Annotated in this window: 21 protein-coding genes and 1 riboswitch; of the genes, 12 read left to right on the top strand and 9 right to left on the bottom strand. The window is 50.5% G+C overall.

The features are described from left to right. Positions 1-92: 92 nt before the first annotated feature. Complete coding sequence (locus L1278_RS02070) at positions 93-410, bottom strand: rhodanese-like domain-containing protein (RefSeq protein ID WP_253400840.1); 318 nt, start codon at positions 408-410, stop codon at positions 93-95. 106 nt (positions 411-516) lie between these two features. On the opposite strand from L1278_RS02070, the gene pnuC reads away from it, so the two are divergent. From pnuC to L1278_RS02050, 4 genes are all read left to right on the top strand, one after another. Then, complete coding sequence (gene pnuC, locus L1278_RS02065) at positions 517-1,140, top strand: nicotinamide riboside transporter PnuC (RefSeq protein ID WP_253400839.1); 624 nt, start codon at positions 517-519, stop codon at positions 1,138-1,140. Between the two features lie 146 nt (positions 1,141-1,286). Continuing rightward, positions 1,287-1,463: a hypothetical protein gene (locus L1278_RS02060; protein WP_253400838.1), complete on the top strand. Its 177-nt coding sequence runs from the start codon at positions 1,287-1,289 to the stop codon at positions 1,461-1,463. 430 nt (positions 1,464-1,893) lie between these two features. Beyond that, a complete protein-coding gene (locus L1278_RS02055; protein ID WP_253400837.1) occupies positions 1,894-2,415 on the top strand; it encodes an AAA family ATPase in 522 nt (173 codons plus the stop codon). 14 nt (positions 2,416-2,429) lie between these two features. Continuing rightward, entirely contained in the window at positions 2,430-3,305 is an 876-nt protein-coding gene (locus L1278_RS02050) for an aldose 1-epimerase family protein (RefSeq protein WP_253400836.1), read from the top strand. A gap of 75 nt (positions 3,306-3,380) precedes the next feature. On the opposite strand, the gene L1278_RS02045 is transcribed toward L1278_RS02050, so the two are convergent. Then, the gene (locus L1278_RS02045; RefSeq protein ID WP_076669363.1) at positions 3,381-3,629 is read right to left on the bottom strand and encodes a hypothetical protein; all 249 of its coding nucleotides are present in this window, start codon (positions 3,627-3,629) and stop codon (positions 3,381-3,383) included. Positions 3,630-3,864: 235 nt separating this feature from the next. After that, positions 3,865-3,962, top strand: a riboswitch (TPP riboswitch). A gap of 63 nt (positions 3,963-4,025) precedes the next feature. Between L1278_RS02045 and L1278_RS02040 the strand changes: the two genes are divergently transcribed. Continuing rightward, positions 4,026-6,503 carry a TonB-dependent receptor gene (locus L1278_RS02040; RefSeq protein ID WP_253400835.1) on the top strand — a complete coding sequence of 826 codons (2,478 nt, stop codon included), beginning with the start codon at positions 4,026-4,028 and terminating at the stop codon, positions 6,501-6,503. A 515-nt stretch (positions 6,504-7,018) separates the two neighbouring features. Continuing rightward, the gene (locus L1278_RS02035; RefSeq protein WP_253400834.1) at positions 7,019-8,197 is read left to right on the top strand and encodes an acyl-CoA dehydrogenase family protein; all 1,179 of its coding nucleotides are present in this window, start codon (positions 7,019-7,021) and stop codon (positions 8,195-8,197) included. A gap of 212 nt (positions 8,198-8,409) precedes the next feature. Here L1278_RS02035 and L1278_RS02030 read toward each other — a convergent pair whose 3' ends face one another. Beyond that, a complete protein-coding gene (locus tag L1278_RS02030) occupies positions 8,410-8,916 on the bottom strand; it encodes a phospholipase D-like domain-containing protein (protein ID WP_253400833.1) in 507 nt (168 codons plus the stop codon). Between the two features lie 211 nt (positions 8,917-9,127). Between L1278_RS02030 and ruvB the strand changes: the two genes are divergently transcribed. Beyond that, a complete protein-coding gene (ruvB, locus tag L1278_RS02025) occupies positions 9,128-10,171 on the top strand; it encodes a Holliday junction branch migration DNA helicase RuvB (protein WP_253400832.1) in 1,044 nt (347 codons plus the stop codon). A gap of 84 nt (positions 10,172-10,255) precedes the next feature. Here ruvB and L1278_RS02020 read toward each other — a convergent pair whose 3' ends face one another. Continuing rightward, positions 10,256-11,032: an antA/AntB antirepressor family protein gene (locus L1278_RS02020; protein ID WP_253400831.1), complete on the bottom strand. Its 777-nt coding sequence runs from the start codon at positions 11,030-11,032 to the stop codon at positions 10,256-10,258. A 413-nt stretch (positions 11,033-11,445) separates the two neighbouring features. Here L1278_RS02020 and queG point away from each other — a divergent pair, with 413 nt between their 5' ends. After that, positions 11,446-12,393: a tRNA epoxyqueuosine(34) reductase QueG gene (queG, locus tag L1278_RS02015; RefSeq protein WP_253400830.1), complete on the top strand. Its 948-nt coding sequence runs from the start codon at positions 11,446-11,448 to the stop codon at positions 12,391-12,393. Here the strand turns inward: queG and L1278_RS02010 are convergent. Beyond that, complete coding sequence (locus tag L1278_RS02010; RefSeq protein WP_253400829.1) at positions 12,384-12,575, bottom strand: hypothetical protein; 192 nt, start codon at positions 12,573-12,575, stop codon at positions 12,384-12,386. The two genes, queG and L1278_RS02010, sit on opposite strands and share 10 nt — an antisense overlap. Before the next feature lie 290 nt (positions 12,576-12,865). On the opposite strand from L1278_RS02010, the gene L1278_RS02005 reads away from it, so the two are divergent. Together L1278_RS02005 and aroC are read left to right on the top strand one after the other, a co-directional pair. Next, positions 12,866-14,305, top strand: a complete 1,440-nt coding sequence (locus L1278_RS02005; protein ID WP_253400828.1) for a BatD family protein — start codon at positions 12,866-12,868, stop codon at positions 14,303-14,305. Beyond that, positions 14,302-15,387 (top strand): chorismate synthase, encoded by a 1,086-nt coding sequence (gene aroC, locus L1278_RS02000; protein ID WP_253400827.1) that lies wholly within the window; start codon positions 14,302-14,304, stop codon positions 15,385-15,387. The genes L1278_RS02005 and aroC overlap by 4 nt, the downstream gene beginning before the upstream one ends. A gap of 61 nt (positions 15,388-15,448) precedes the next feature. Here aroC and L1278_RS19490 read toward each other — a convergent pair whose 3' ends face one another. Further along, a complete protein-coding gene (locus L1278_RS19490; protein ID WP_256488359.1) occupies positions 15,449-15,583 on the bottom strand; it encodes a hypothetical protein in 135 nt (44 codons plus the stop codon). 473 nt (positions 15,584-16,056) lie between these two features. Between L1278_RS19490 and L1278_RS01995 the strand changes: the two genes are divergently transcribed. Next, on the top strand, positions 16,057-16,815 hold the full coding sequence (locus L1278_RS01995; RefSeq protein WP_253400826.1) for a hypothetical protein: 759 nt from the start codon (positions 16,057-16,059) through the stop codon (positions 16,813-16,815). Positions 16,816-16,852: 37 nt separating this feature from the next. On the opposite strand, the gene L1278_RS01990 is transcribed toward L1278_RS01995, so the two are convergent. Next, the gene (locus tag L1278_RS01990; RefSeq protein ID WP_253400825.1) at positions 16,853-18,358 is read right to left on the bottom strand and encodes a potassium/proton antiporter; all 1,506 of its coding nucleotides are present in this window, start codon (positions 18,356-18,358) and stop codon (positions 16,853-16,855) included. A gap of 244 nt (positions 18,359-18,602) precedes the next feature. Beyond that, on the bottom strand, positions 18,603-19,994 hold the full coding sequence (locus L1278_RS01985; protein ID WP_253400824.1) for a sodium:proton antiporter: 1,392 nt from the start codon (positions 19,992-19,994) through the stop codon (positions 18,603-18,605). 263 nt (positions 19,995-20,257) lie between these two features. On the opposite strand from L1278_RS01985, the gene L1278_RS01980 reads away from it, so the two are divergent. Next, positions 20,258-20,872, top strand: a complete 615-nt coding sequence (locus tag L1278_RS01980; RefSeq protein WP_253400823.1) for a NifU family protein — start codon at positions 20,258-20,260, stop codon at positions 20,870-20,872. Between the two features lie 118 nt (positions 20,873-20,990). Here the strand turns inward: L1278_RS01980 and secDF are convergent, their stop codons facing one another. Beyond that, entirely contained in the window at positions 20,991-24,035 is a 3,045-nt protein-coding gene (secDF, locus tag L1278_RS01975) for a protein translocase subunit SecDF (RefSeq protein WP_253400822.1), read from the bottom strand. Positions 24,036-24,039: the final 4 nt, after the last annotated feature.

Genomic DNA, 24,039 nt, shown 5'->3' with positions numbered 1-24,039 from the left:
TAGTGTCAAATACCCCTTAGGATCGCATAAGGGGAAATATTATAAAAAGGGGATGAAAGTCTCTGATTTAAAAAAGACCCGGTACTGTATACCTAGTACACCCGCATAGTTGGATCAATCTGTGTTGCCCAGGCATGGATGCCACCCTTCAGGTTGAGGAGGTTGTCGTAGCCGAGGCGTTGGGTGAGGTATAGGATAGCCTGAGCGCTGCGGAAGCCGTGGTGGCAGACCATGACCACGGGCACATCACGGCGGATGCGGTTTACCTGCTTCGGTAGATCACCCAAAGATATAAGCTCGCCGCCTAGGTTGCAGATCGCAAACTCCTCCGGCTCGCGCACATCCACGATCTGCAGTTCGGCGCTGCGGCCTAATCTCTCCTTTAATTCCTGTGCTGTGATCTCGTCCATAGTAGTAGCGCTCCTGCCTGTGCTATACTTTAAGCTTTGGTGTTTTGGTTTCGATTTGCAAACTTAGCAACAATTTAGCCCAAAACATGGGCTTGCACAGGTATAGATGACAGATTTTTACAATAGCATGATAGCGGCACTGCAGGCCATGAGCCTGGTCGAAGTGATAGGGGTAATTACAGGTATAGCAGGGGTATGGCTGGCGGCCCGCCAAAGTATCTGGACCTGGCCGATCAGTGTGGTGAGTGTAACGGCTTACGTATTTGTGTTCTACGACGCCCGCCTCTATGCCGATATGGGGCTGAATGCCTTTTACATCATCACAAGTTTTTATGGTTGGTACGAGTGGCTCTACGGCGGAAAAGGACATACCGAGCGGAAAGTCACCAGCGTTGGGAAGCGGGAGTTATGGGTGATGATTGCGCTTGCAGTAATGTTTACGGCAAGCCTCGGCTTTTTCCTGGACAACTATACCAATGCCGACCTGTCCTACACCGACTCAGCCACGACTGCTGTGAGCCTGATGGCCTACTGGATGATGGCCAAGAAGCGGCTCGAGAACTGGCTGGTATGGCTGGCCGTGGATGTCGTGTACATCGGGGTGTTCACTTATAAGGAGCTATACCTGACAGCTCTTCTGTATTTCATCTTCCTGATTTTGGCTACCATAGGCTACCTGGATTGGAAGCGCGACATGGAAAAGGAAACTGCAGCTCCTGTTATAAAGTGATTATTGGAAATATCCTGTTTTATGTTTTTATCTTATGCAGTCATGGCATTGTATGTGCCGTACATGAGTGTAACTGAGGCAATCGTTGAATTTTAGTGCGCCAAAGTATGCGAGTACCTATGTTCCACGCTACAACGACACTATGTATGATGAATCACAAGATTGAATTGCCAGATGAACTGAAGTACGAGAATCGTATGAAGTGGGGCTATGAGTCCCCGGACGAGAGCCCCAAGCGCCTGCTGCTCTGTCAGTATGGCGATCGGCACCCCAAAGAGGTAGAGGTATATAACTTTTACGATTATAGCTTCACCGAGAATTAAGAAATGCCCGTCTCCACCAAAGTAGAGAGACGAAAGTACAGCGGGGACACATTTTATGGAATGTGTCCCCGTTTTTTTATGCAGTTTCGTACCGTTTTACCTCCTGTCAGGCAGCGTTTGCTAAGCCATATCACCCATCTGCTGTTTATTCGGAGATTTGTCAGATGGATTGTATTATTCAAGGTGTAATTAGATAAAGCTGGCTCGTTCTCGAGATCAGGTATAGCTACACCATACCGACTTAAGATGACTTTACTTTCGGTGAAATGGTCTATATAGGTTGGCCAATCAGATTTGAAATGTGATATGCTATAAACAGTAGGAGGCTGTTGAGTAAGGCTGCCGCCAGTGGGGAAACCTGCGGGCGGCAGCTTTTTTATGGGGAGCCCTGTAATGGCGACTTTCTGTATAATTGGACTACCTTTGCGGTATGCTGAAAGTCGCCATTACAGGGCCTGAGTCTACGGGCAAATCTACGCTGTCGCAGCAATTGGCTGCGCACTACAACACCGTGTGGGTGCCGGAATATGCGCGCACCTACGTCGAGACGCTCGACAGGCCCTATACCTTGCAGGACCTGGAACAGATCGCCAAAGGACAGCTGGCACTGGAGGCCCGTATACAGGAAGAGGCAAGCCGCATTTTGTTCTCAGACACCGACCTGCTGGTGATCAAAATATGGAGCGAGCATGCCTTCGGCGAGTGCCCCGACTGGGTGCTGCAAAAACTAAAGCAACAGGACTACAACCTTTACCTGCTGATGGGCGTTGATTTGCCCTGGGAGCCTGATCCGCAACGGGAGCATCCGCACCTGCGCCAGTACTTTTATGACTGGTACAAGCGGGAACTGGAGGAACTGCAGGTGCCCTACCTGGAGATCAGCGGGCAGCACAAAGACCGGTTCGATAAGGCCACTGAGTACATCGACGCTTTGCTCCGGCAACATACCTAACACTATACCTTGCCATGCTATACTATTTACAGAACTATAACTTTAAAGTAGGCGTCGAGAGCAAAGGCGCTGAGTTGCAGCACTTCGTGAAGCTCGATGAGGGTCTGGAGTTTATCTGGCAGGCTGACCCGCAGATATGGGGCAGTCATGCGCCCAACCTTTTCCCGATCGTGGGGGAATTGCCTGAGGGTACCTATACCTACGAAGACGAGATCTTTGCCCTGAAACGCCACGGATTTGCCCGGCACAAGGAGTTTAAGCTCATAGAGGAGGAAGAGGACAAGCTGGTGTTTGAGCTAGAGGACGATGAAGAGACCCTGCAGGTATACCCATTCAAGTTCAGGCTCCTGATCGCGTATAAGCTTGAGAACAACAAACTGTCGGTTACTTACCAGGTGCTCAACCGCGACAAGAAAGGCATGTACTTTTCCATTGGTGGCCACCCGGGTTTCAATGTGCCGTTTTATGGCGGCGAGCAATACGAAGACTATTTTATCGAATTTGATAAAGAAGAGACCCTGCACCGCTACCTGCTCACTGACGAAGGGCTACAAAGCGGCGATACGGCAAAAGTGCTGGAACATGATCGGGTACTGCCCCTGAAGCACAGCTATTTTGACAAGGATGCGCTGGTGTTCAAAAACCTGAACTCAGACAAGCTGTCGTTAGGAAGCCGCACCAACCAGCGCCGCATTGAAATGACTTTCCCCGGTTTTCCATACCTAGGTATCTGGGCGAAGCCGGGGCCGTCGCCTTACGTGTGCATCGAGCCCTGGTGCGGTATAGCAGGCCGTGATGGGGAATCCGGCGAATTGGACAAAAAGGAAGGCATCAACCTGCTCAGTCCGATGCATGTGTTTGAGCGCACCTTTACCATGGAAGTACTGTAGCAGAAGCGAAGGTCTTTAAACTAAAAAGTCCCCTGTCGAATAGTCGAGCAGGGGACTTTTTGGTTTCATCATTTTTCATTGCAGGGAAGGTTCCGGAAACTTGGGAACCTTGATGCGTCTCAAGTCATAATGCGGTTCATAATCATTGATAGGCAATGATATGCCGGGTGGCAGGTCCAGATCTGGCAGATCGTCGCCAAGTGGCTCGCCTCCATCGTCATCGTTATCAGTAGAGGAAGACCCTCTGAATTTTTTGCGTGGAGCGAAAGCGTAGTATGCCAGTATCGTTAGCAGTGCTAAAGTATACAGTAAGCTGATCATCATCACATTTCTTCTTTAACTCTCTAAAATTGTTTCAGCCGGCCTATTTTCCTGGCAAATCCTGCTTTGTTAAGAGCGGACGCTTGAAAACGTGCCTTGTATTGTTTTCAACGTAGTTTGACCTCCTGTGGTTATCGGCTTTTGTTAAAATAAAATTGCACTTAACTGGCTGATACTGTGGATTAGCCATTCTTTGCACCACAGGACTTTGTTTTGATCAGAAAACGGGTCTACCTTTGCATCAGTTTAGGGGTGCCTTATAACAACGGGCTGAGATCATACCCATTGAACCTGATCCGGATAATGCCGGCGAAGGGAAAAACACGGGGAAACTATGTAGCAGGCTGCCGGCCCCAGGCAGGTCTGTATGTTTCAACTTATTCTTTTCTTGCACACCAAATGAAAAAATTACTGATTGTGATGGCAGCTGTCATGCTGTTGCCATTGCAGTTGCTTGCTCAGTTCAATCTGAGCGGCTACGTAACCGATGCTACCCAAAACGAAGCGCTGGCGGGAGCCACCGTCGTACTTTCCGGCAGCAACCAAGCCACCGTTTCAGGTCCGGATGGCTTCTTTCAATTCCAGAACCTGCCAGCCGGCAGCTATACCTTGAAGGTGTCATACCTGGGATATGCTCAAATGAGCAGACAAGTGCAACTCAACGCCGACACCGAACTGCGACTAGCTTTGCAGCCAACCAGTGTGAGCACCGGCGAAGTACTCGTATCGTCTACCCGGGCCAACGAACGAACCGGCACTACTTTCACGAACGTGACGCGCGAAGAGATAGCAGAACGCAACTTCGGGCAGGACCTACCCTACCTGTTGGAGCAGACGCCGTCGATGGTAGTAAACTCTGATGCCGGCGCGGGCGTGGGCTATACCGGCATTCGCATTCGTGGCTCTGACATCACCCGCATCAACGTGACCGTGAACGGTATACCTGTCAACGACTCCGAAAGCCACGGGACCTTCTTTGTGAACATGCCGGATTTTTCCTCTTCTGTAGAAGACATGCAGGTGCAGCGCGGTGTAGGTACGTCCACTAACGGTGCAGGTGCCTTTGGAGCGAGTATCAACATTCAAACGCAGGGGGTGCGCCGTGAAGCCTACGCTGAAACCGATAACAGCTATGGTTCTTTCAACACCTGGAAAAACAATGTGCGCTTCGGCACGGGCCTGATCAACGGAAAATTTGCCTTCGATGGCCGCTTGTCGCGCATCAAGTCCGACGGCTACATCGACCGTGCTTTCTCTGACCTGAAATCCATGTACTTCTCAGGAGGCTACTACGGCGATAAAACAACCGTGAAATTTGTGACCTTCTCGGGTCAGGAGCAAACCTACCAGGCCTGGTATGGTACGCCGGAGGCGCTGGTGTATGGCAAGGCCGCCGACCTGCAGGCCTACATTGATCGAAACGGCATAGAAGGCAGCGACCTGGAAAACCTGCGCACTGCCGGCCGCCGCTATAACTACTATACCTACGACAACGAAACCGATAACTACCAGCAGGACCACTACCAGTTGCACTTGTCGCATGATTTCTCGCCGGAGCTTACTTTCTCCAGTGCCCTGCACTATACCTATGGCCGCGGCTATTACGAGCAGTTCCGTACCAATGACAAACTCTCGAACTACGGTTTGCCCAATGTGATGATAGGAGAGGAGACGATCAGCCGTACTGATTTGATCCGCCGCCGCTGGCTCGACAATAACTTTTTCGGTGCTACCTATGCCTTTCAGTATAATCCAACGCCACGCCTGAATGCTACCTTGGGTGGTGCCTGGAACAGGTATGACGGTGACCACTTCGGAGAGGTGATCTGGGCCAGATTTGCCTCGACCTCCAACATCGGTGACCGCTACTACCACAACAATGCCGTGAAGACTGACTTCAATATTTTTGGTAAAGTGATCTATAGCCTGACGGATCAGTTGAGTCTGTTTGGAGACATGCAGGTGCGAACCGTGAATTATACCTTCGAGGGCATCGACAAGAACTTCGAGAACCTGGAACAAAACGTGGATTATACCTTCTATAACCCCAAAGCAGGTATTAGCTATGAATTTAAGCCGGGGCATCAGCTCTACGCTTCTTATGCCATCGGCAACCGCGAACCAGTGCGTGACGACTTTACAGAGTCTACCGCCGACAGCCGTCCGAAGCACGAGACACTGCGCAACGTGGAGGCTGGCTACCGTGGTCAGTTGGCACTGGGCGAACTGGCAGGACGTGCACTGGGCGCCAGTCTGGAGGCAAACTACTTCTTCATGGATTACAAAAACCAGCTGGTGCTGACCGGTGAGATCAACGACGTGGGTGCCTATACCCGCACGAACATTGATCGCAGCTACCGTCAAGGGATAGAGTTGGCAGGAGCAGTTCGCCTGGGCAACTTTGTGAATCTGAGCAGCAACCTGAGCTACAGCCAAAATAAAGTGCGCGACTTTGAAGAGTACATCGACGACTACGACGAGGGAGGCCAGGTAATGAACAGCTACAGCGAAGCCACTATTGCTTACTCTCCGGATTTTGTGTCGGCCACGCAACTGGAGGTAGAGGTGCTGAAAGGACTGAAGGCGGCTTTCATTTATAAGACAGTGAGCGAGCAATACCTGGATAATACCGAGAACGAAAGCCGCATCATTCCTGCCTACCAAGTGGGTGATTTGCGTCTGCGCTACACCACCGGCTTCACGGGCGTACTGAAAGGCTTGGAGCTTGGCCTGCTGGTCAATAATATCTTCAACGAGCGCTACGCAGCCAATGGCTATACCTACAGCTACATAGCGGGAGGGGAGCAGACAACCGAAAATTTCTACTACCCGCAAGCCACCCGCAACTTCCTGGCCTCGGTAGGTTTAAGATTTTAAGATAGATTGCGTTTTTTTGGAAAGGCCCCGCCATTAGGTGGGGCCTTTTTTTGATCCGGATTTGTTGAATTGTTAATTGTTGCCAGTGCACGATTCGGACAGAGCGCGACCCTATGCCTTCAAATAAGCTAATGCTCTTTCGGACTCGGAAGTCCGAAAGAGCGCTAAAACCGACACACGGGGATTAGGAAATTCCTGACAGTTTACTTCGGAATTGAGAAATATCGAAGAGCCTTTTAGAAAACGTGACCACTTGTAGCGACAGGTCGCGACCTGTCCGAATCGTGCACCACTATACCTGACCAAGTGCCGGACCATCATACCTGTCGGAATCTTACAGGGAAATTCCTCTCTCGGGAGGGGCGGGAGTGGGTTAATCGTGCAATGAATAATTTAACCATTCAACCACTTAACAATTTACCCATCCTGCAAATCCTTTTCAATCCCCTAAATCCCGATTCAGAAATCTTGTTATATTTGCGTGTTACCCTTACCCTTAAAAGACAAATTAAGCTATGGCCTACGAATCATCAGGAGCCCCTGATTATTATAACATCGACGACCTACTCACTGAGGAGCATATCCTTATCCGCCAGACCCTACGCGACTTTGTGAAGCGTGAGATCTCTCCAAACATCGAGCAGTGGGCGCAGGACGCACACTTCCCTTCCGAAATCGTGAAAAAATTTGGAGATGTAGGCGCATTCGGCCCGACTATACCTGCCGAGTACGGCGGTGGCGGTCTGGATTACATCAGCTACGGCATCATTATGCAGGAGATTGAGCGTGGTGACTCCGGTATGCGTTCCACTGCTTCGGTGCAGGGCTCGCTGGTGATGTACCCGATCTACGCTTATGGCTCAGAAGAGCAACGCAAAAAGTACCTGCCCAAGCTTGCCAGCGGCGAGTGGTTGGGCTGCTTCGGCCTCACAGAACCTGACCATGGTTCTAACCCGGGTGGCATGACGACCAACATCAAAGATATGGGCGACCACTACCTGCTCAATGGTGCCAAGATGTGGATTTCCAACTCGCCAGAATGCCAGGTGGCTGTGGTGTGGGCCAAGAACGAACAGGGTCGCATCAAAGGTCTGATCGTGGAGCGTGGTATGGAAGGCTTCTCTACACCGGAAATTCACAACAAGTGGAGCCTGCGCGCCAGCTGCACCGGCGAACTCGTATTCGACAACGTGAAAGTGCCGAAAGAAAACCTGCTACCGAATATTGAAGGTCTGCGCGGTCCGCTCGGCTGCCTTGACTCCGCCCGCTACGGTATAGCCTGGGGTGCGATTGGTGTAGCGATTGATTGCTACGAGTCGGCGCGTAAGTATGCCATGGAGCGTATTCAGTTCGATAAGCCAATTGGTGCTTTCCAGCTCACACAAAAGAAACTGGCCGAAATGCTGACTGAGATCACAAAGGCCCAGCTACTGGCCTGGAGACTCGGCACCTTGAAAAACGAAGGGAAAGCTACGACGCAGCAAATCTCGATGGCCAAGCGCAACAACGTGGATATGGCCCTGCACATCGCCCGCGAGGCACGTCAGATTCATGGCGGTATGGGCATCACGGGCGAGTACCCGATTATGCGCCACATGATGAACCTGGAGTCGGTGATCACCTACGAAGGTACCCACGATATTCACTTGCTCATTACCGGAGCAGATATCACAGGTATTCCGGCGTTTAAATAATAGTAAATTATTATGCGTTGCCCGTTGATAGGGCAGCGAGTAAGGTATAGAAAGGCAGCTGCGCAAGTGGCTGCCTTTGCTTTTTCTGTATACCTAGCGATATGCAAAACTCCCGCGCGTGTCTGTGATAAACCTGTTATCGCAAGGCTTGAGGAAATACAGCAGAAGCTGAAAGAGGTATAGGTATAGGTGATTTTGTTGGAGCAATCAGATTACTCTCCCAGCTCCCAAAGCTCCTCCCTGCTCTTGCCTCCGGGGTTGTACTTCATCATATCCTGCCAAAGCCGATCAAATTCCTCGCTGAAATCCTGCACAATGCTGCGGTTGTCAGTGATCAGGATGTTCTCGTGGTTGTATAGAGCGGCGCTGCGGGTCCAGTTATAGCTGCCGGTCAGCACTTGCACCTCATCAAAAATGGCGAACTTATGGTGCATGTGGTTACGCGTTTTGTCAATCCGCACCTCCAACCCCTTGGCAGCGAGTTCCTGTATGTCTGACCCTGCGTCGTGCAGCTTGTGGTTGTCTGTCATGATTTTGATGGCAATACCTCGTTTGTACGCCCGCACAATGGCGTCCGAAATACGGTTGTCGCTGATGGTGAACACGCATATTTTTACACTCTCTTCGGCCGCGTCCATAGAAGCGATGATGGCGTTAAGGCAGTCGTCTCCGGGGCTGAAGAAAGCATGGCTGGTGATCTTTTGCTGATGGGTATGCATCGGGAGCTTGTTGTTAAGTCTTGCAAGGTAACACAGGTATATCAGATTCTTAAACAAATCCTGTATTTTGCTAACCTAATTAGATTTTTAATGAATCACTATAATATAGTTAGCAAAATTTAGTAAATTCGTAGGCAGAAATGGAGCGAAAGCGACGCTGAAACTGTTACCTTTAGGTATAGCAGAAAGCGCTAAATCAGATAGCATTTTTATGAGAGAAGATTACCTGACTGGCAGTAACGACTACATGTCGCCGGTCGAAAAAGACATAGACAAGGCGCTTCGTCCGCTGAGCTTTGCCGACTTTACGGGGCAGGCCAAGGTGGTGGAGAACCTCAAGATATTTGTGCTGGCGGCCAAAAACCGTGGCGAGGCCTTGGACCATGTGCTGCTGCACGGACCTCCCGGCCTGGGTAAAACCACACTGTCGCATATCATTGCTTCGGAGCTGGACGCAGGTATAAAAATGACCTCCGGACCGGTGCTGGACAAGCCAAGCGACCTGGCCGGTTTGCTCACCAACCTCGATCCGAACGATGTGCTGTTCATCGACGAGATTCACCGACTTAACCCGATTGTGGAAGAGTACCTGTACTCGGCCATGGAGGACTACAAGATCGACATTATGCTCGATTCTGGTCCGAACGCCCGCTCTGTGCAGATCAGCCTGAACCCGTTTACGCTGATCGGAGCCACGACACGTTCCGGCTTGCTGACAGCACCGCTGCGCGCCCGTTTCAGCATTAACTCACGTCTGGAGTATTACGATGCCGAGTTGCTGACTTCGATTGTGAAGCGTTCTTCTGCTTTATTAGGTGCCCCTATACATGAGGATGCCGCTTTCGAGATAGCCCGCCGTAGCCGTGGTACGCCGCGTATCGCTAACAACCTGCTGCGCCGTACCCGCGACTTTGCACAGGTGAAGAGCAATGGTACCATCGACGTGGAGATCGCGCGTTTCGCCCTGGCTGCCCTGGATGTAGACCACAATGGCTTGGATGATATGGACAAGCGCATCCTGTCCTGCATCATCGACAAGTACAAAGGTGGTCCGGTAGGCCTATCTACCATCGCGACGGCTTGCGGCGAAGAGGCAGAGACAATTGAGGAGGTATACGAGCCGTTCCTGATCCAGGAAGGCTACATCAAGCGCACCGCCCGCGGACGCGAGGCGACAGAAGCTGCCTACCGCCACTTAGGTAAAATTCCGCCACAGCAGGTAGTGGCTGGTGGTTTGTTTGATCAGGTTGAGTAATAATTGTTTGTGATATATTAAAAAAGCAGGCTATAGGCCTGCTTTTTTTGTTTTTGCCGTATTGTACTATTATATAGTTATGAACTAGGCTAAGCTGTCTAACAGTTTGGAACGGTCATTTCTGTTCTGCAATAGGGAGATTGTCTTTATTTGAGCCGGGCTTTTAAAATCTAATAAAAGGCCATTGTCATTATAGATTTCAGGCTTTATTTCTTTAGCGATAGTCTCTATAAAGCTGCCCATATTTTTTGCATAAATGGTTGATTTGCCCATCGCAATGAATAGATCAATCGTAGCTTGACGTATTAGTTCATGCTTTTTTAGGTGAAGTAATGCTTGCCGCTCAGAAGTATACCTCTTTCCTATTGCATGCATCATGTCTTGAAGCTGCTTTTTTGAATATCCAAAAAGCTTTGCACGGTAATCCCACCAGTTTTTGGGCCTTTCCATAAATTCAAAGTGCTCTCTTTGAAGCATATTTTGTACAGAGAAGAATCCCATAACTTTACAAAGATCAAATAATGCTGATATCTGTAGGTGATTTAGTCTAGCTCCTTCATTTACCTCTTTATCAAGGCGCAGAAGATAATCTCGTAATGCTTTGCCTTTATCTGTTCGTTGTATCATGGCTATGTGCTTAGCCATATCTAACTGTATAGCCCAATCCTTTTTCTCACTGTGGCCTCCGTTAGGTAGAGCGACCAGTTTAGTGTGATAACTATAATCCTCGTTCAGTACAAAGCCATAACCTGTCATATGAGAGAACCATTCATTCAATGGAGAACTAATCTCCAAGTGAGCATGTAGATCGCTTGCACATACATAAGGGGTTCCTTTCGGGGAATAAAAAATGTTCACCATTGTTGGAAGAATAAATTTAGTATACAAAACAACTTCTTATTAGATACCAACTCTAAAAGCAATTGTAGGTGCTCTACGCTATTCTACAGATCAAAATCATCAGCCAATTTTCCAAACTAGAACATAACTTCTACTAAGAATTTAGATATGATTTTGATATAGTAAGGAATTACTATATGAAGATAGTAATAATATTATTTTAATATACAACCTATGTTATAATTGTGGATAAATTGTATTTAAGTAAGGTGTGTTGAGTAAAGTATTCGAGGTTATTCTTCAGTTGTCTAGATAGTTAAATGATTTTTGCTTTTATTTAACTTGTAAAATACCGTGCACGTGTCGAATCGGACTTTTTTCTCCCTAAATTTGTTCTCCTCAAGGTATAGCTATACCTGAGCGACACGCTTATTTTGAACAAAGCACAAACTACATACCTCATCAAGCAGAAAGCGCAGGAACTGGGCTTCATGTACTGTGGCATTTCCAAAGCTGATTTTCTGGAGGAGGAGGCGCCGCGGCTGGAGAACTGGCTGAAGCAGAACATGCATGGGCAGATGCACTACATGGAAAACCACTTCGACAAGCGGCTGGACCCGCGGCTGCTCGTGGAAGGGGCCAAATCGGTGGTGTCGCTGCTGCTCAACTACTACCCCGAAAAAGAAAACCAGCAGTCCGGCGAGGATACCTATAAAGTGTCGAAGTACGCTTACGGCACCGACTACCACTTTGTGATCAAAGACAAGCTGAAAACGCTGCTCAACTACATCAACGAGGAGGTAGGGGAAGTGGGCGGCCGCTGCTTCGTAGACTCTGCCCCGGTGCTTGACAAGGCCTGGGCTAAGAAGAGCGGACTGGGCTGGGTGGGAAAGAACTCGAACCTGATTACGCCGCAGGTGGGCAGCTTCTTCTTCATCGCCGAACTGATCATCGACCTGGACCTGGAGTACGACGGACCGATCAAAGACTACTGTGGCTCCTGCACCCGCTGTCTGGACGCCTGCCCGACCGACGCGATCGTGGCGCCTTATGTGGTAGACGGCAGCAAGTGCATCTCTTACTTCACCATCGAGCTGAAAGACCAGCTGCCGCAGGACATGAACGGGAAGTTCGGTAACTGGATATTCGGCTGCGACATCTGCCAGGATGTATGCCCCTGGAACCGGTTCAGCAAGCCGCACCAGGAGCCAGCCTTTGAGCCGCACCCGCAGCTGAAGGAAATGAAGAAGTCGGACTGGGAGGAAATTACACAGGAGGTCTTTGCGCAGCTGTTCAAGAAATCAGCTGTGAAACGAACAGGTTACAATGGCCTACTGCGCAATATCCGCTTTGTTGAGCAAAGCCCCGATTCTCAGACCTGAGCTCTGGAGAATACCTTGTTCAACACAAAGAGGTACCGCTCCGAAAATTTTTCATAGCACCATTGTTTCAACTGCTTGAGTTCATCGGGAATCAGCACTTTAAAAGCTTTTCTCAATTCTTTCTCGAACAGCATTTTGTCGAAGCTCACCTTCAACAAGATCGTTTTAACGTACTCCAGCATTATTATGGTTTGGTATCTCGGTATTCTATTATAATATACGAAATTAGTCTAAAAAGTTCATTCAGCACTGATTAATTTGTAAAATTCTATGTTAATCAGTTGATTCTGAATGAAAAAACCAAGCCGGTCTCTACTCCTTGGCTAGTGTCAGAACGCTCAAAACAAGCCTGTATTTTATGGAAACGGCCAATTAGCCCCTGGCAGAGAAAAGGGCAGACTCCTGAAAATTGAACTATAATATTCCGGTGTATAGCGACAAGAATTTGTAGATTTGCTATTATACCTGAATTATGCGCCTGACTTTCCTACTTGTGCTGTTATACCTGTTGGTGTTGGTGCCCGCTTTTGGGCAGCAGGCCCGCATTGAGCTAGGGAAAAGTCCGCTGCCCATCAACACCTACTTCACGGTCTCCATCCGGCTGCAGGATCAGCAACTCAAGGATTATTCTCCTTTTCCGGAGATAGAGGGCTTTAAAAAAAGCAACCGCTTTTCGTCCACCAAAACGGTCATAGCAGGGGGCAAGACCACTACGGTGCTCACCATCACCCAGAATTACGCTGCCCTGGCCGAAGGGGACTACGAGCTCAAGCCCTTCAGCATGACCGTGAATGGACAGCCCCTGAAATCGGCCGGCACGAAGATCAAGGTGGGGCCGATGGCCACCGTCAGTCCCCAGGAGCCGGAGCTGGTTATACCTGAGCAGCCCGAGCAGGGCGAAGCGAAACCCCAGGAGTATGTGGACCAGGAAGACAATGCCTTTCTGACACTTTACACCGATAAGAAGGAGGTATACGTGGGCGAGGGCCTGAACATTGTGCTATACTTCTACCTGGCCGAGGCAGATCAGCGGCTGCTGGACTTTCATGATTTTGGCAACCAGATAACAGGTATACTGCGCCAGCTGAAACAGCCCAATGCCTGGGAGGAAGTGTTTGAGATTGACGAAGTAACGCCTGAGCAGGTAGTGGTGCAGGGTGAGCCATACCTGCGCTTCAGGTTGTATGAAGCGGTGCTATACCCGCTTACAACCGAACCGCTTCACTTCCCGAAGCTGTCACTGCGCATGCTCAAGTACAAAGTGGCCGTGAACCCTACGCTGCTCGAAGATAGGATGGAAGGCTATAAGACCTTCTTTGCCCGCGAGCACATTATACCTGTCAAAGAGCTGCCGCAGCACCCGCTGCGCGACATGGTGCCCGTCGGGGAGTATACCTTACGGGAGGGCCTTTCGAGCCAGTCAGTGCCGCTGAACAAAAGCTTCAGGTATATGTTCGAGCTGGAAGGCGAGGGAAACCTGGCCGCTATCATGCCTCCAAGCCCAACAACTACCGGTACACTCGACTTTTATCCGCCCGATATGCGGCAGGACATCACGCTGCGTGCCGGGCGTGTACAAGGGGTGAAGCGCTTCACCTACTCGGTGCTCGGCCGCGTGCCAGGCACCTATAACCTGGCCAACGACTTCCAGTGGATCTATTTCAATCCGGTAACCGCTACGTACGACACGCTCCAATCCGAGCTGAGCGTGACGGTAACAGGTATAGCCGAAGCTGGCACCATGGTGCTGGCCCGCGATCTGGGCCCTTTTTACAAGATCATCGAAAACGAAGACCATACCCTGGTCAGTCTCTATCAGGACGAAGTCATTAAGCGCTATACGAACATTATCCTGCTGGTGCTGCTGGCCTTGTCAGGATTCATCTTCTTAAAGTATCGGAACATCAAATGAGCAATTCATACGGTAAGATTTTCAAAATAACCACCTTTGGCGAGTCCCACGGCGTGGCAGTAGGCGTGATTGTAGATGGCTGCCCTGCGGGACTGGAGATCACAGCAGGGGAGATACAAACCGCCCTGGACCGTCGCCGACCCGGCCAGTCCGACATCACGACTCCCCGCAAAGAAGAAGACAAGGTGACGATACTCTCCGGTGTGTTTGAAGGCAAAACAACAGGCACCCCGATTGCGTTGGTGGTGGGCAACAAAGACCAGGCAAGCCACGACTACTCGCATGTGGCCCAGGCTTTCCGTCCTTCGCACGCCGACTATACCTATACCGCTAAGTATGGCCTGCGCGATCACCGGGGCGGTGGCCGCAGCTCGGCCCGCGAAACAGTGGCACGTGTGGCAGCAGGTGCTTTGGCAGCCAAGCTGTTGCAGCACTACGGCATCACGGTGCGCTCCTATGTGTCGCAGGTGGGAGGTATAAAAGTGCGTAAGCATTACGCCAAGCTCGACCTCTCGCAGATCGATAGCAACAAAGTGCGATGCCCTGACGGTACAACAGCTGCCCGTATGATCGGGTTGATAGAAGACGCCCGTGATAGCCTGGATACCATTGGCGGTGTGGTAAGCTGCGTGGTACAGGGCGTTCCGGTTGGACTGGGCGAACCGGTGTTTGACAAATTACACGCAGAGCTGGGCAAGGCCATGCTGAGTATCAATGCCGTGAAAGGTTTTGAATATGGCAGTGGCTTCGAGGGGGTGAAACTGCGTGGTTCACAGCATAATGACCAATTCTATACCGATGAACAGGGCAATGTGCGCACCCGCACCAACCACTCCGGCGGTATACAGGGCGGCATCAGCAACGGGCAGGACATTTACTTTAATGTAGCCTTTAAGCCGGTTGCCACTATCCTGCAGCCGCAGCAAACCATCAACGATGCCGGCGAGGAGATCACCCTGCAGGGCAAAGGCCGCCACGACCCTTGTGTGTTGCCACGCGCCGTCCCGATCGTGGATGCCATGGCCGCGCTCGTGCTGGCTGACTTTCTGCTGCGGAAGCGAGCTAACAGGCTGGACACCTGAAAGGAGGTTGCCGCGTTAGCTTAAAATGATTATATTTGTTAGTAGTGATGATAAGCGGCGTTCACATATCCACCTTTGTCAGGCCTTTGATGATGGCCTTCGTGTTGTTCGTGATTTTCATGAGCAACGGGTATGCGGCATCAGGTTGTGTCACTGAATCTAAATTCTCCGCGCTACCCGAATCCGTTGCGGTCACACGGCACGAAACGGGTTCTATCCTTTCGCAGGGGAAGCAGCGTCTTTCTCAGGATGCCACCCCGCCTACCGGCCTGTATTTTGGTCTCCAAAAGGCAGGAACGCCGTTAAAGAGCTTTACTTTCCTCATACCTTCAGATGAGGTTATTCCGCCTTATGCCCCCAGAGCCCCCGGCAGAGACGGCTTTTTCAAATACTTCTATCGGTCCATTCAACCGCAAGCCCCTTAGACAGCTTTTCTTGCTACGCATGCCCATTTATTGGCAAAGCAAACTTACCTGACTGGTAGGTATACGCTTTGCTGTAAAGGACGCAGTCTGCCCGACGATTACTTAGATTCCATTATACCCTACCTAAGCCACTGCCCGGAATGATCCAATTCCGGAGGGCCGTTCGCCTATACCTGTGGTCTGCCCTGTACAGCTGCTGTTATGCAGTTACATTATTTACACAATTCTTAATTATGCTAATAAAATGACTAACGATACAACTCTGATCATACTAGAAGACACCACTACCTGGCCACAGGAGATTCTTGACTATGTAAGCCCAAACGTGGCCCGTATCAGCCAGGAGCGTGAACTGGAACTAGCCAAAAACCTGCAGGGAAAGAGCTGGCTTTCAAATATACCTGACTCCATTTATGTAAGAGCCCAGAAGCAATTGGCAATCATGCTTCGTAGCTATGCTATTAAGGCATATCACTGTACCAGGCTCATCTCACCTGATAAAGTGCTTCAGAAAGGCTTGTTGCCACTCAGTTTGAAAACGCTGGCAGCGGGGCTGAAAAATATGTCCACTCTCCTTGCGTCACCGGAGGATGGTGTTGAGGCAGAATTGGAGTTGATACATTTTGTAAAAGGCGAGGATTTCAAAAACCAGCAGGGGCTTGTGTGGCTATACCTGACGGAAGCGCAGACGCAGCAGTATGATTGCCAGGACCTGCAGGAATTTTATGGAGGGCGCTCGCTGCGTGCTGCTTTGGCCAACAAGCGTTACAAATTTTACCCGCTTCTCAAGCGCCTGGGAGCTCCTGCTGTAATTGCCTGCCGTGTTCAGATTGCGGACGCCACTGACAGTCAGGTGGAGGCACTAGCTAAATTGATGCTGGACCATATGCTGGATGATGCTAACGGATATCCGGCCCGGCCTTTAATGGGTGAGCTTTCAGTTAACACGGCGGTGCCTGCAACAGATATTATTGAGATTCAGGAGCAGTTGCAGTACGCCTGACAGACAGTACTGAAAAGCGCTTCGCTATAGGAGCGCTTTACAACTTGCTAGTGGTGCTTCCCAAGCTCTGCATGTTCTGCATCAGGGCGTCCAGGTCGTCTGTGATGATGAGTAGCTTGTCATCTTCCTGCAGCGCCGTTTTGCCTTTCGGTACAAAGTATTTGTCGTCTCGTTTCACCATTACGGCGAGCGTCTTGTCTGGTAGCGGCAGATCCATCAGGTAGCTGCCGTTTGCCAGCATCTGTTCCGTAATGTTGATCTCAGTTGTGATGGATTTGATCTCATCGGAAAACTCGATGTCGAAATCCTTCAGCTTGTGAAGCTCCTTCGGCTTCTCGGCCAGCCCCAGCCAGACCGCCACCTGCGAGAGTGTCGTGCCCTGCACTATCAGCGATATCAGCGTACAGAAAAATACGATATTGAATATCAGGCGGGCATGCGGCACATCTGCGGCCAGCGGTAAAATGGCAAAGATAATGGGCACGGCTCCCCTCAGTCCCACCCACGACACGTAGGTTTTGTCTTTGGTACTCATGCTGCGGAAAGGCAGCAGGCACAGGAACACGCTCAGCGGACGGGTTATGAATATCATCAGGAAGCTGATAATCAGGCCGGGTACGATGAGCGGCACCAGTTCATGCGGATTAACGAGCAGGCCCAAGGTAAGGAACAAAAGCAGTTGGCTCATCCAGGCCATGCCATCGAAGAAGTTGAGCGAAGAGCGCTTATGTACGAACTTAGAATTGCCAATCACGAGGCCACCAATGTATACTGCCAGGAAACCATTGCCTTTGATAAAGTAGGTAGCCGAGAAAATGAAGATACAGACAGTGAAAACCAGGATTGGGTAGAGCGAGCTGTTGTCTATGTCCACGTAGTTGATCAGCCGTATAGCCAGTCTGCCTAACACATAACCAGCAACCGCGCCTACAATCAACTGCACCAGCAACATGCCGCCTGCCGCCCAATAGTTCACGCCACTTTCCATTAATATAATCTCAATGAGCGTGATGGTCAGGATATAGGCCATCGGGTCGTTACTGCCGCTTTCCAGCTCCAGCATAGGGCGGAGGTTGTTTTTGAGGTTTAGGCTCTTGGAGCGGAGAATCGAGAAAACAGAGGCCGAGTCAGTGGAGGACATGGTGGCCGCCAGAAGCATCGAAGTGGTCAGGCCTATACCTGCAGACTCCATCGTCATGCCCAATACCCACCAGATGGCAAAGCCCGTCACTAAAGCAGTGAGAAATACGCCGATAGTGGCCAGCACGACACCTTGCGCTATGACCGGACGGATGTCGGCGATCTTGGTGTCCATACCGCCCGAGAAAAGAATGATACACAGTGCCACCGTACCGATAATCTGAGCAATCTGGATGTTTTGGAACTGTATGCCCAGGCCGTCGCTACCTGAGATCATACCTATTGAAAGGAACAGCAATAAAGCGGGAACACCGAATCTGTGCCCTGCTTTTCCGGCCATGATACTTACAAAAAAGAGAATAGCAATAGCAAATAATATCAGTTCAACATTTATGTTCTCCATGCGGTAGGGGTATCGGGTTACTGTTTTCAGCCTGCTGCGAAGCCATACAAATATAACGATAAAAACCTAATTAAGTGGCTCTGAAAGTGCCCTGGCACAAAGTTAGATGCATTTTTTGCCATTAGTGTTCTACAATATTCCGCTCATAGCTATGTAGACAAAAGCTAATTGTCCAAAAAAAGAGCCGCGCCCTGGACCAGGGAGCGGCTCTCGTATGATCATGGCCATACCTTGTTTGGATGGCTTAGAAGAGTCTCAGGTGCACCACGAAGAACCAAACCAGGATGAGGATTGGCAGCAGGAACGGGATAGAGTAACGCAGCACGTAGCCGAAGAAAGAAGGCATTTTCACGCCGGCGCTCTCGGCGATTGCTTTCACCATAAAGTTTGGCCCGTTGCCGATGTAGGTGAAGGCTCCGAATAATACCGATGCCAGCGAGATGGCCTCGAGCTGTATAAGCGTTTCCATACCTGCGGCAGAGGTGCCGGCGGCAAATTGTCTGACATCTCCCACATTGCTCTGTGCCAAATCAAACTTAGCCATGGCCAGCGAAAGGAAGTTGGCGTAGGTAGGCGCATTGTCCAGGAAGCCCGAGAGTGAACCTGTGGCCCAGTACAGGAAGTTCGACGTGATGTAGCTGGAGTAGGCAGGCGAAGAAGCGATTTCAGCTGACAACTGCAGGGCCGGCATCATGGTAAAGAAGATACCGAAGAACAGGAACACCACTTCCAGAATCGGGTGAAAGTTGAATTGGTTACCGGCCAGGGCCTCTTTGTTTGAGTTACGATAGCACATAAAGGCGGCACCCAACTGGATGATCTCGCGCAGGTATGAGAACTTGTTACCGTCGTAGTAGATGTGCGGCAGCGAATCGATCACGTTCGGGTCGAGGAACACGGCACCGATGATGACAGCCAGCCAAAGCAGGTTGCGACGACCCTTGAAGCTGAATTCAGTTTTGCCGGAGCTTGGCTCTACCATATCCAGCTCAGCTATGATCTGCCCGCCTTTGTTACGGCTGTCCACAAAGAAGAACATGATGCAAAGTAGTACGATAGCCAACACCCATGGCATAATCAGGTGCTGCAATGTCCAGAAAAACGGCACGCCTTTGATGAAGCCGATGAAAAGCGGCGGGTCACCCAGCGGCGTTAACAGACCGCCCGCGTTACTCACGATAAAAATGAAAAATATGATCTGATAAGGCTGCAGGCGGTGCGCGTTGAGACGCATGAACGGACGGATCAGAAGCAGCGATGCACCTGTAGTGCCGATAAAGTTGGCTAGTATTGCGCCTATGGCCACTATCGCCACGTTTATCAAGGGCGTTGCCTTGGCATTCACGTTGATGTATATACCGCCTGCCGCAATGTAGAGGGAACTGAGGAGCACGGCAAAGGTAAAGTACTCTGCTAAGGTATGTATTGGCATGTGCACATCGCCTAACACAAACAGGTAGTAGGCCAGCACAGTAAGTCCGAGGGTAACAGCTATTTTTTTATAATTGTGCTCCCAAAAGTGTCCGAAAAAAATGGGACCACTGGCGATAAGGCCAATCAGGAGCAGGAAGGGGATAATCATGAAACCGGGAACGGCTTGCTGCGCTTGCGCCAGCAGAATATAGTTGTAAAGCATGTTAAACGCGCGAAGAGTTTTTCAGATCAAAAATTTAACTGCGTTACAAAGTTACTTTTTCTGGACTAATTATCTAACCAAATTGCTGTATATACAGGCCTTGTGTGGTAATCTGCCAGCCTGAATTAAAGAAAAACGAACCGGTTGCGGGCGCTTTTGTCATGTAAGTCGGCATGCGGTATACTATCACTTGTCAGAATAATTGAGTAATTTTGGAAACTTTAAGGCGAAGGCCTAGGTTTTAATTTAAAACGCTGATATCCATGTTAGAAAATAGAGAAAAGACGGTTTCGGTATACGCCGAAGCCAACCCGAACCCCGAGTCAATGAAGTTTGTGATGAACGTTGGCCTTCTGCCAGATGGCCAGAGCGTAGACTACCCGAACTTAGAGAGTGCCGCCGACTCACCGTTGGCGCAGGAGCTCTTTAACTTCGACTATGTAACGCGCGTGTTCATTGCCAGCAACTTTGTTACCGTAACGAAAGCTGCCAATATCGAGTGGGTGAAGCTTATACCTGAACTGCGTACTTTCTTGAAGTCGTATGTAGAGGCAGGTGGCCCTGTCTTCGTGGAAGGCTTCCAGGCAAACAAACCAGCAACAAGTGACGAAACTCATGCAGATGCTACAGAAGAGGATGCCGCTATCTCTAAGAAAGTAACCGACCTTTTGGAAAATTATGTGCGTCCGGCTGTAGAGCAGGATGGCGGTAACATTTCCTTTAAGTCTTACAAAGACGGCGTGGTGACCGTGCACCTGCAAGGTTCTTGCAGCGGCTGCCCATCAGCTACCGTAACACTGAAGGCAGGTATAGAGAACCTGTTGAAGCGTATGGTACCTGAAGTGACGGAAGTAGTGGCAGACGGTGTAACCATCTAAGGTATACCTGAAGGAGAAATGATATAAAAAAGGCCAGCCCTGTTCAGGGCTGGCCTTTTTTGTTGCTATGAAAGAAAGAATCCCCGGAGCAGGCTAATCCGCTCCGGGGGTTTCAGTTTTAGGCTTTCTGTGCCTGTGTTGCAGGCTTAGCCGGAGCAGGCGTAGGCTGCGGCTTTTTCTTCATGGTGTCGACCACTATTGGTGATGCGATGAACAGCGTAGAGTATACACCGAACAGGACACCGATCATCATAGCAAGAGAGAAACCACGCAGGATCTCGCCACCGAAGATGAAGAGCACCAACACCACCATGAACACAGTGAAGGAAGTGATAATTGTACGGCTGAACGTGTGTACGAGCGCCGGGTTAATGATCTCACTCACATGCAGACGTGGGTTATCGTTCAGGTACTCCCGCACACGGTCAAAGATTACCACGGTATCGTTGATGGAGAAACCGATGATGGTCAGCACCGCCGCAATGAAGATCTGATCCATCTCGTAGGAGATGCCAAACAGGTCAAGGATGGCAAAGATAGCGATGATCATGATGGCGTCATGGAGCAAGGCGATTACACCTCCCAAGCTGAACTGCCAGTTGCTGAAACGGAACATCACATAGATGAAGATACCCACCAGTGCCAGCACCAGCGATATCACAGCCGTCTTTTGGATGTCATCTGCCATAGTGGCACCTACCTTCGATGAGCTCAGAATCTCAGGATTGAGGTTTTTGTACTCTTCCAGACCCTGTAAAAGCGCTGTTTTCACCTGCTCATCCGCTGTCGTGCTCTCGTCATCTGCCAGGTAACTGGTGATCACTTTCAGTCGGTTAGAAGCGCCGAAGGTTTTCACTTCCGTGCCTTCCTCCTCAAAGTTGTCGAGTAAAGCGCCACGTACGTCAGATGCCGGAACGGCGTCATCAAACTGCACAACGTAAGAACGGCCGCCCTTGAAGTCCACGCCCAGGTTCGGGCCCTTAATGGCCATGGCTACCATACCGAAGGTAATTACAGCCAACGAGAAGGCATAGGCAGGCTTCTTCCACTTCATCACATCGAACTGCACGTTGGCGAAAAGCCTGTCGGTGAAGGAGCTTGAGAAAGACAGTTTGCCAGCTCTCTTGAAGCTACGCTCGATCAGCAACCTGGAAATGAATACCGAGGTGAAGAAAGAGGTTACGATACCAAGCATCATGGTGATGGCAAAGCCTTTCACCGGACCCGAGCCGAAGAAGTAGAGGATGAAACCGGCCAGGAACGTCGTGGCGTTCGCATCCAGAATCGTCAGGAATGCCTTGTCATATCCCTTGTTAATCACGTCACGCAGGCTTAGACCTTTGGCGGCCTCTTCGCGCATACGCTCAAATATCAGTACGTTCGCATCCACGGCCATACCCAGGGTAAGCACGATACCGGCGATACCAGGGAGTGTGAGGGCTGCGTTGAACTGGGCCAGAATACCCAGGATAAAGAACACGTTGAAAACGAGAGCCAGGTTAGCAATAAAACCACCCGTTCTATAGTAAGCGATCATGAAAACCACAACTACCAGCAAACCGGCCAGTGTTGACAACAGACCCTGGTTGATAGCTTCCTGACCCAGTGAAGGACCTACGATGGCTTCTTCCACGATGCGTGTAGGGGCTGGCATTTTACCGGCTTTCAGGATGTTGGCAAGGTCTTTTGCCTCTTCGATCGTAAAGTTACCTGTGATAGAAGAGTTACCGCCTGTGATCTCGCCTTGCACCACTGGCGCAGAGTATACATAGTTGTCGAGTACGATGGCTACCTGACGACCTACGTTGTCGCCTGTCAGTTTCGCCCAACGCTTGGCACCGGCCGGCGTCATGGTCATGTTGATCTCAGGACGACCGTTCTGGTCGAAGTCCTGGCGGGCGTCGTTCACAGCCTCACCGGTCATCGGCGCCTTGCCGTCACGTCCTTTTTTGATGGCGTAGAATTCTACGAACTCCTGACGGTTGTCACCTTTAATCGGCTTCACACCCCACAGGAACTTCATGTTCGGAGGGAAGATGGCGCGTACGTCTGATCTCTGGAAAATGTCGTTGATTCTGGCTGTGTCGCGCACGTTGGCACCGATACCGCCCGGCATCATGGTGAACAGACGGCCCATTACGCCCATCTGCTCTTCCTGCAGCGACTGAAGCGCATCAGCAGTGTCAGTCTTTGCCTGGTCGGCAGAAGCTAGCGCTGTGGTGTCGTTAGAAGCGGCAGCTGTGTCATTAGTAGTAGCGGCAGCCTGTGCCAATACGTCGTCAGCAGCGGCATCTTGTACGGCAGCTGGCGTCGTGTCACCGGCTGTTGGAGCAGTTTGTGCAGAAGTACGGCCAATGTTCAGACGACCGGCTTTTTCTTCTTTGTCAAGATGCTCGCTCAGTTGAGAGAAATACGGAGAGAATTCTTCCGGCGTCCATACCTCCCAGAATTCCAGGTTCGCCATACCTTGCAGGAGCTTGCGTACACGGTCCGGGTTGTCTATACCTGGAAGCTCAATCTGGATACGGCCACCTCCCTTGAGGCGCTGAATGTTTGGCTGGTTTACACCGAACTTATCGATACGCGTGCGCAGGATGTTGAAAGAGCGCTCGATGGCGTCATCTACTTCCTGGTCAATCACGTTGATAACTTCCGCGTTGCTGGACTCAAAGCTGATCTTGCCACGGTTGGCTGTGTTAGAGAAGATGCGGCTCAGGCGTCCGTCCGGCTCCACCTCGCGGTAAGCCTCGGCAAACAGGGTGGTGAACTTCTCCTGGCTGTTCTTCTGCATCTCCTGGGCGCGGGCAAGCGCCTTCAGGAAGTTAGGGTCTTTGCTGTTGCCAGAAAGGGACCGGATGATTTCAACCGGGGAAACCTCGAGCACCACGTGCATACCGCCACGCAAGTCAAGGCCAAGGCCCAGTTCGTTTTCCTTTACATCCTGGTAGGTGTACTCAGCGCCCAGGAAGTTGTAAACAGGCTCCTTCCAGATAGAGTCGAGGTAGGTTTGCTGTTTGTCGTGGTTTACGTTGCCTTGTGCGTCTGTGGCGTAAGCCTCAGCGTCGTTCTGCACACTGCGGGCAACAAACGAAAATGACAGGTAGTACAGGCAGAGTGCCGATACGATCACCGTCATAATGATAATGAAATTCTTATTCCGCATGGGT

It is taken from the genome of Pontibacter sp. HSC-36F09 (assembly GCF_024171605.1).
GTDB lineage: Bacteria > Bacteroidota > Bacteroidia > Cytophagales > Hymenobacteraceae > Pontibacter.
This window is presented reverse-complemented; position numbering and strand designations above follow the sequence as displayed.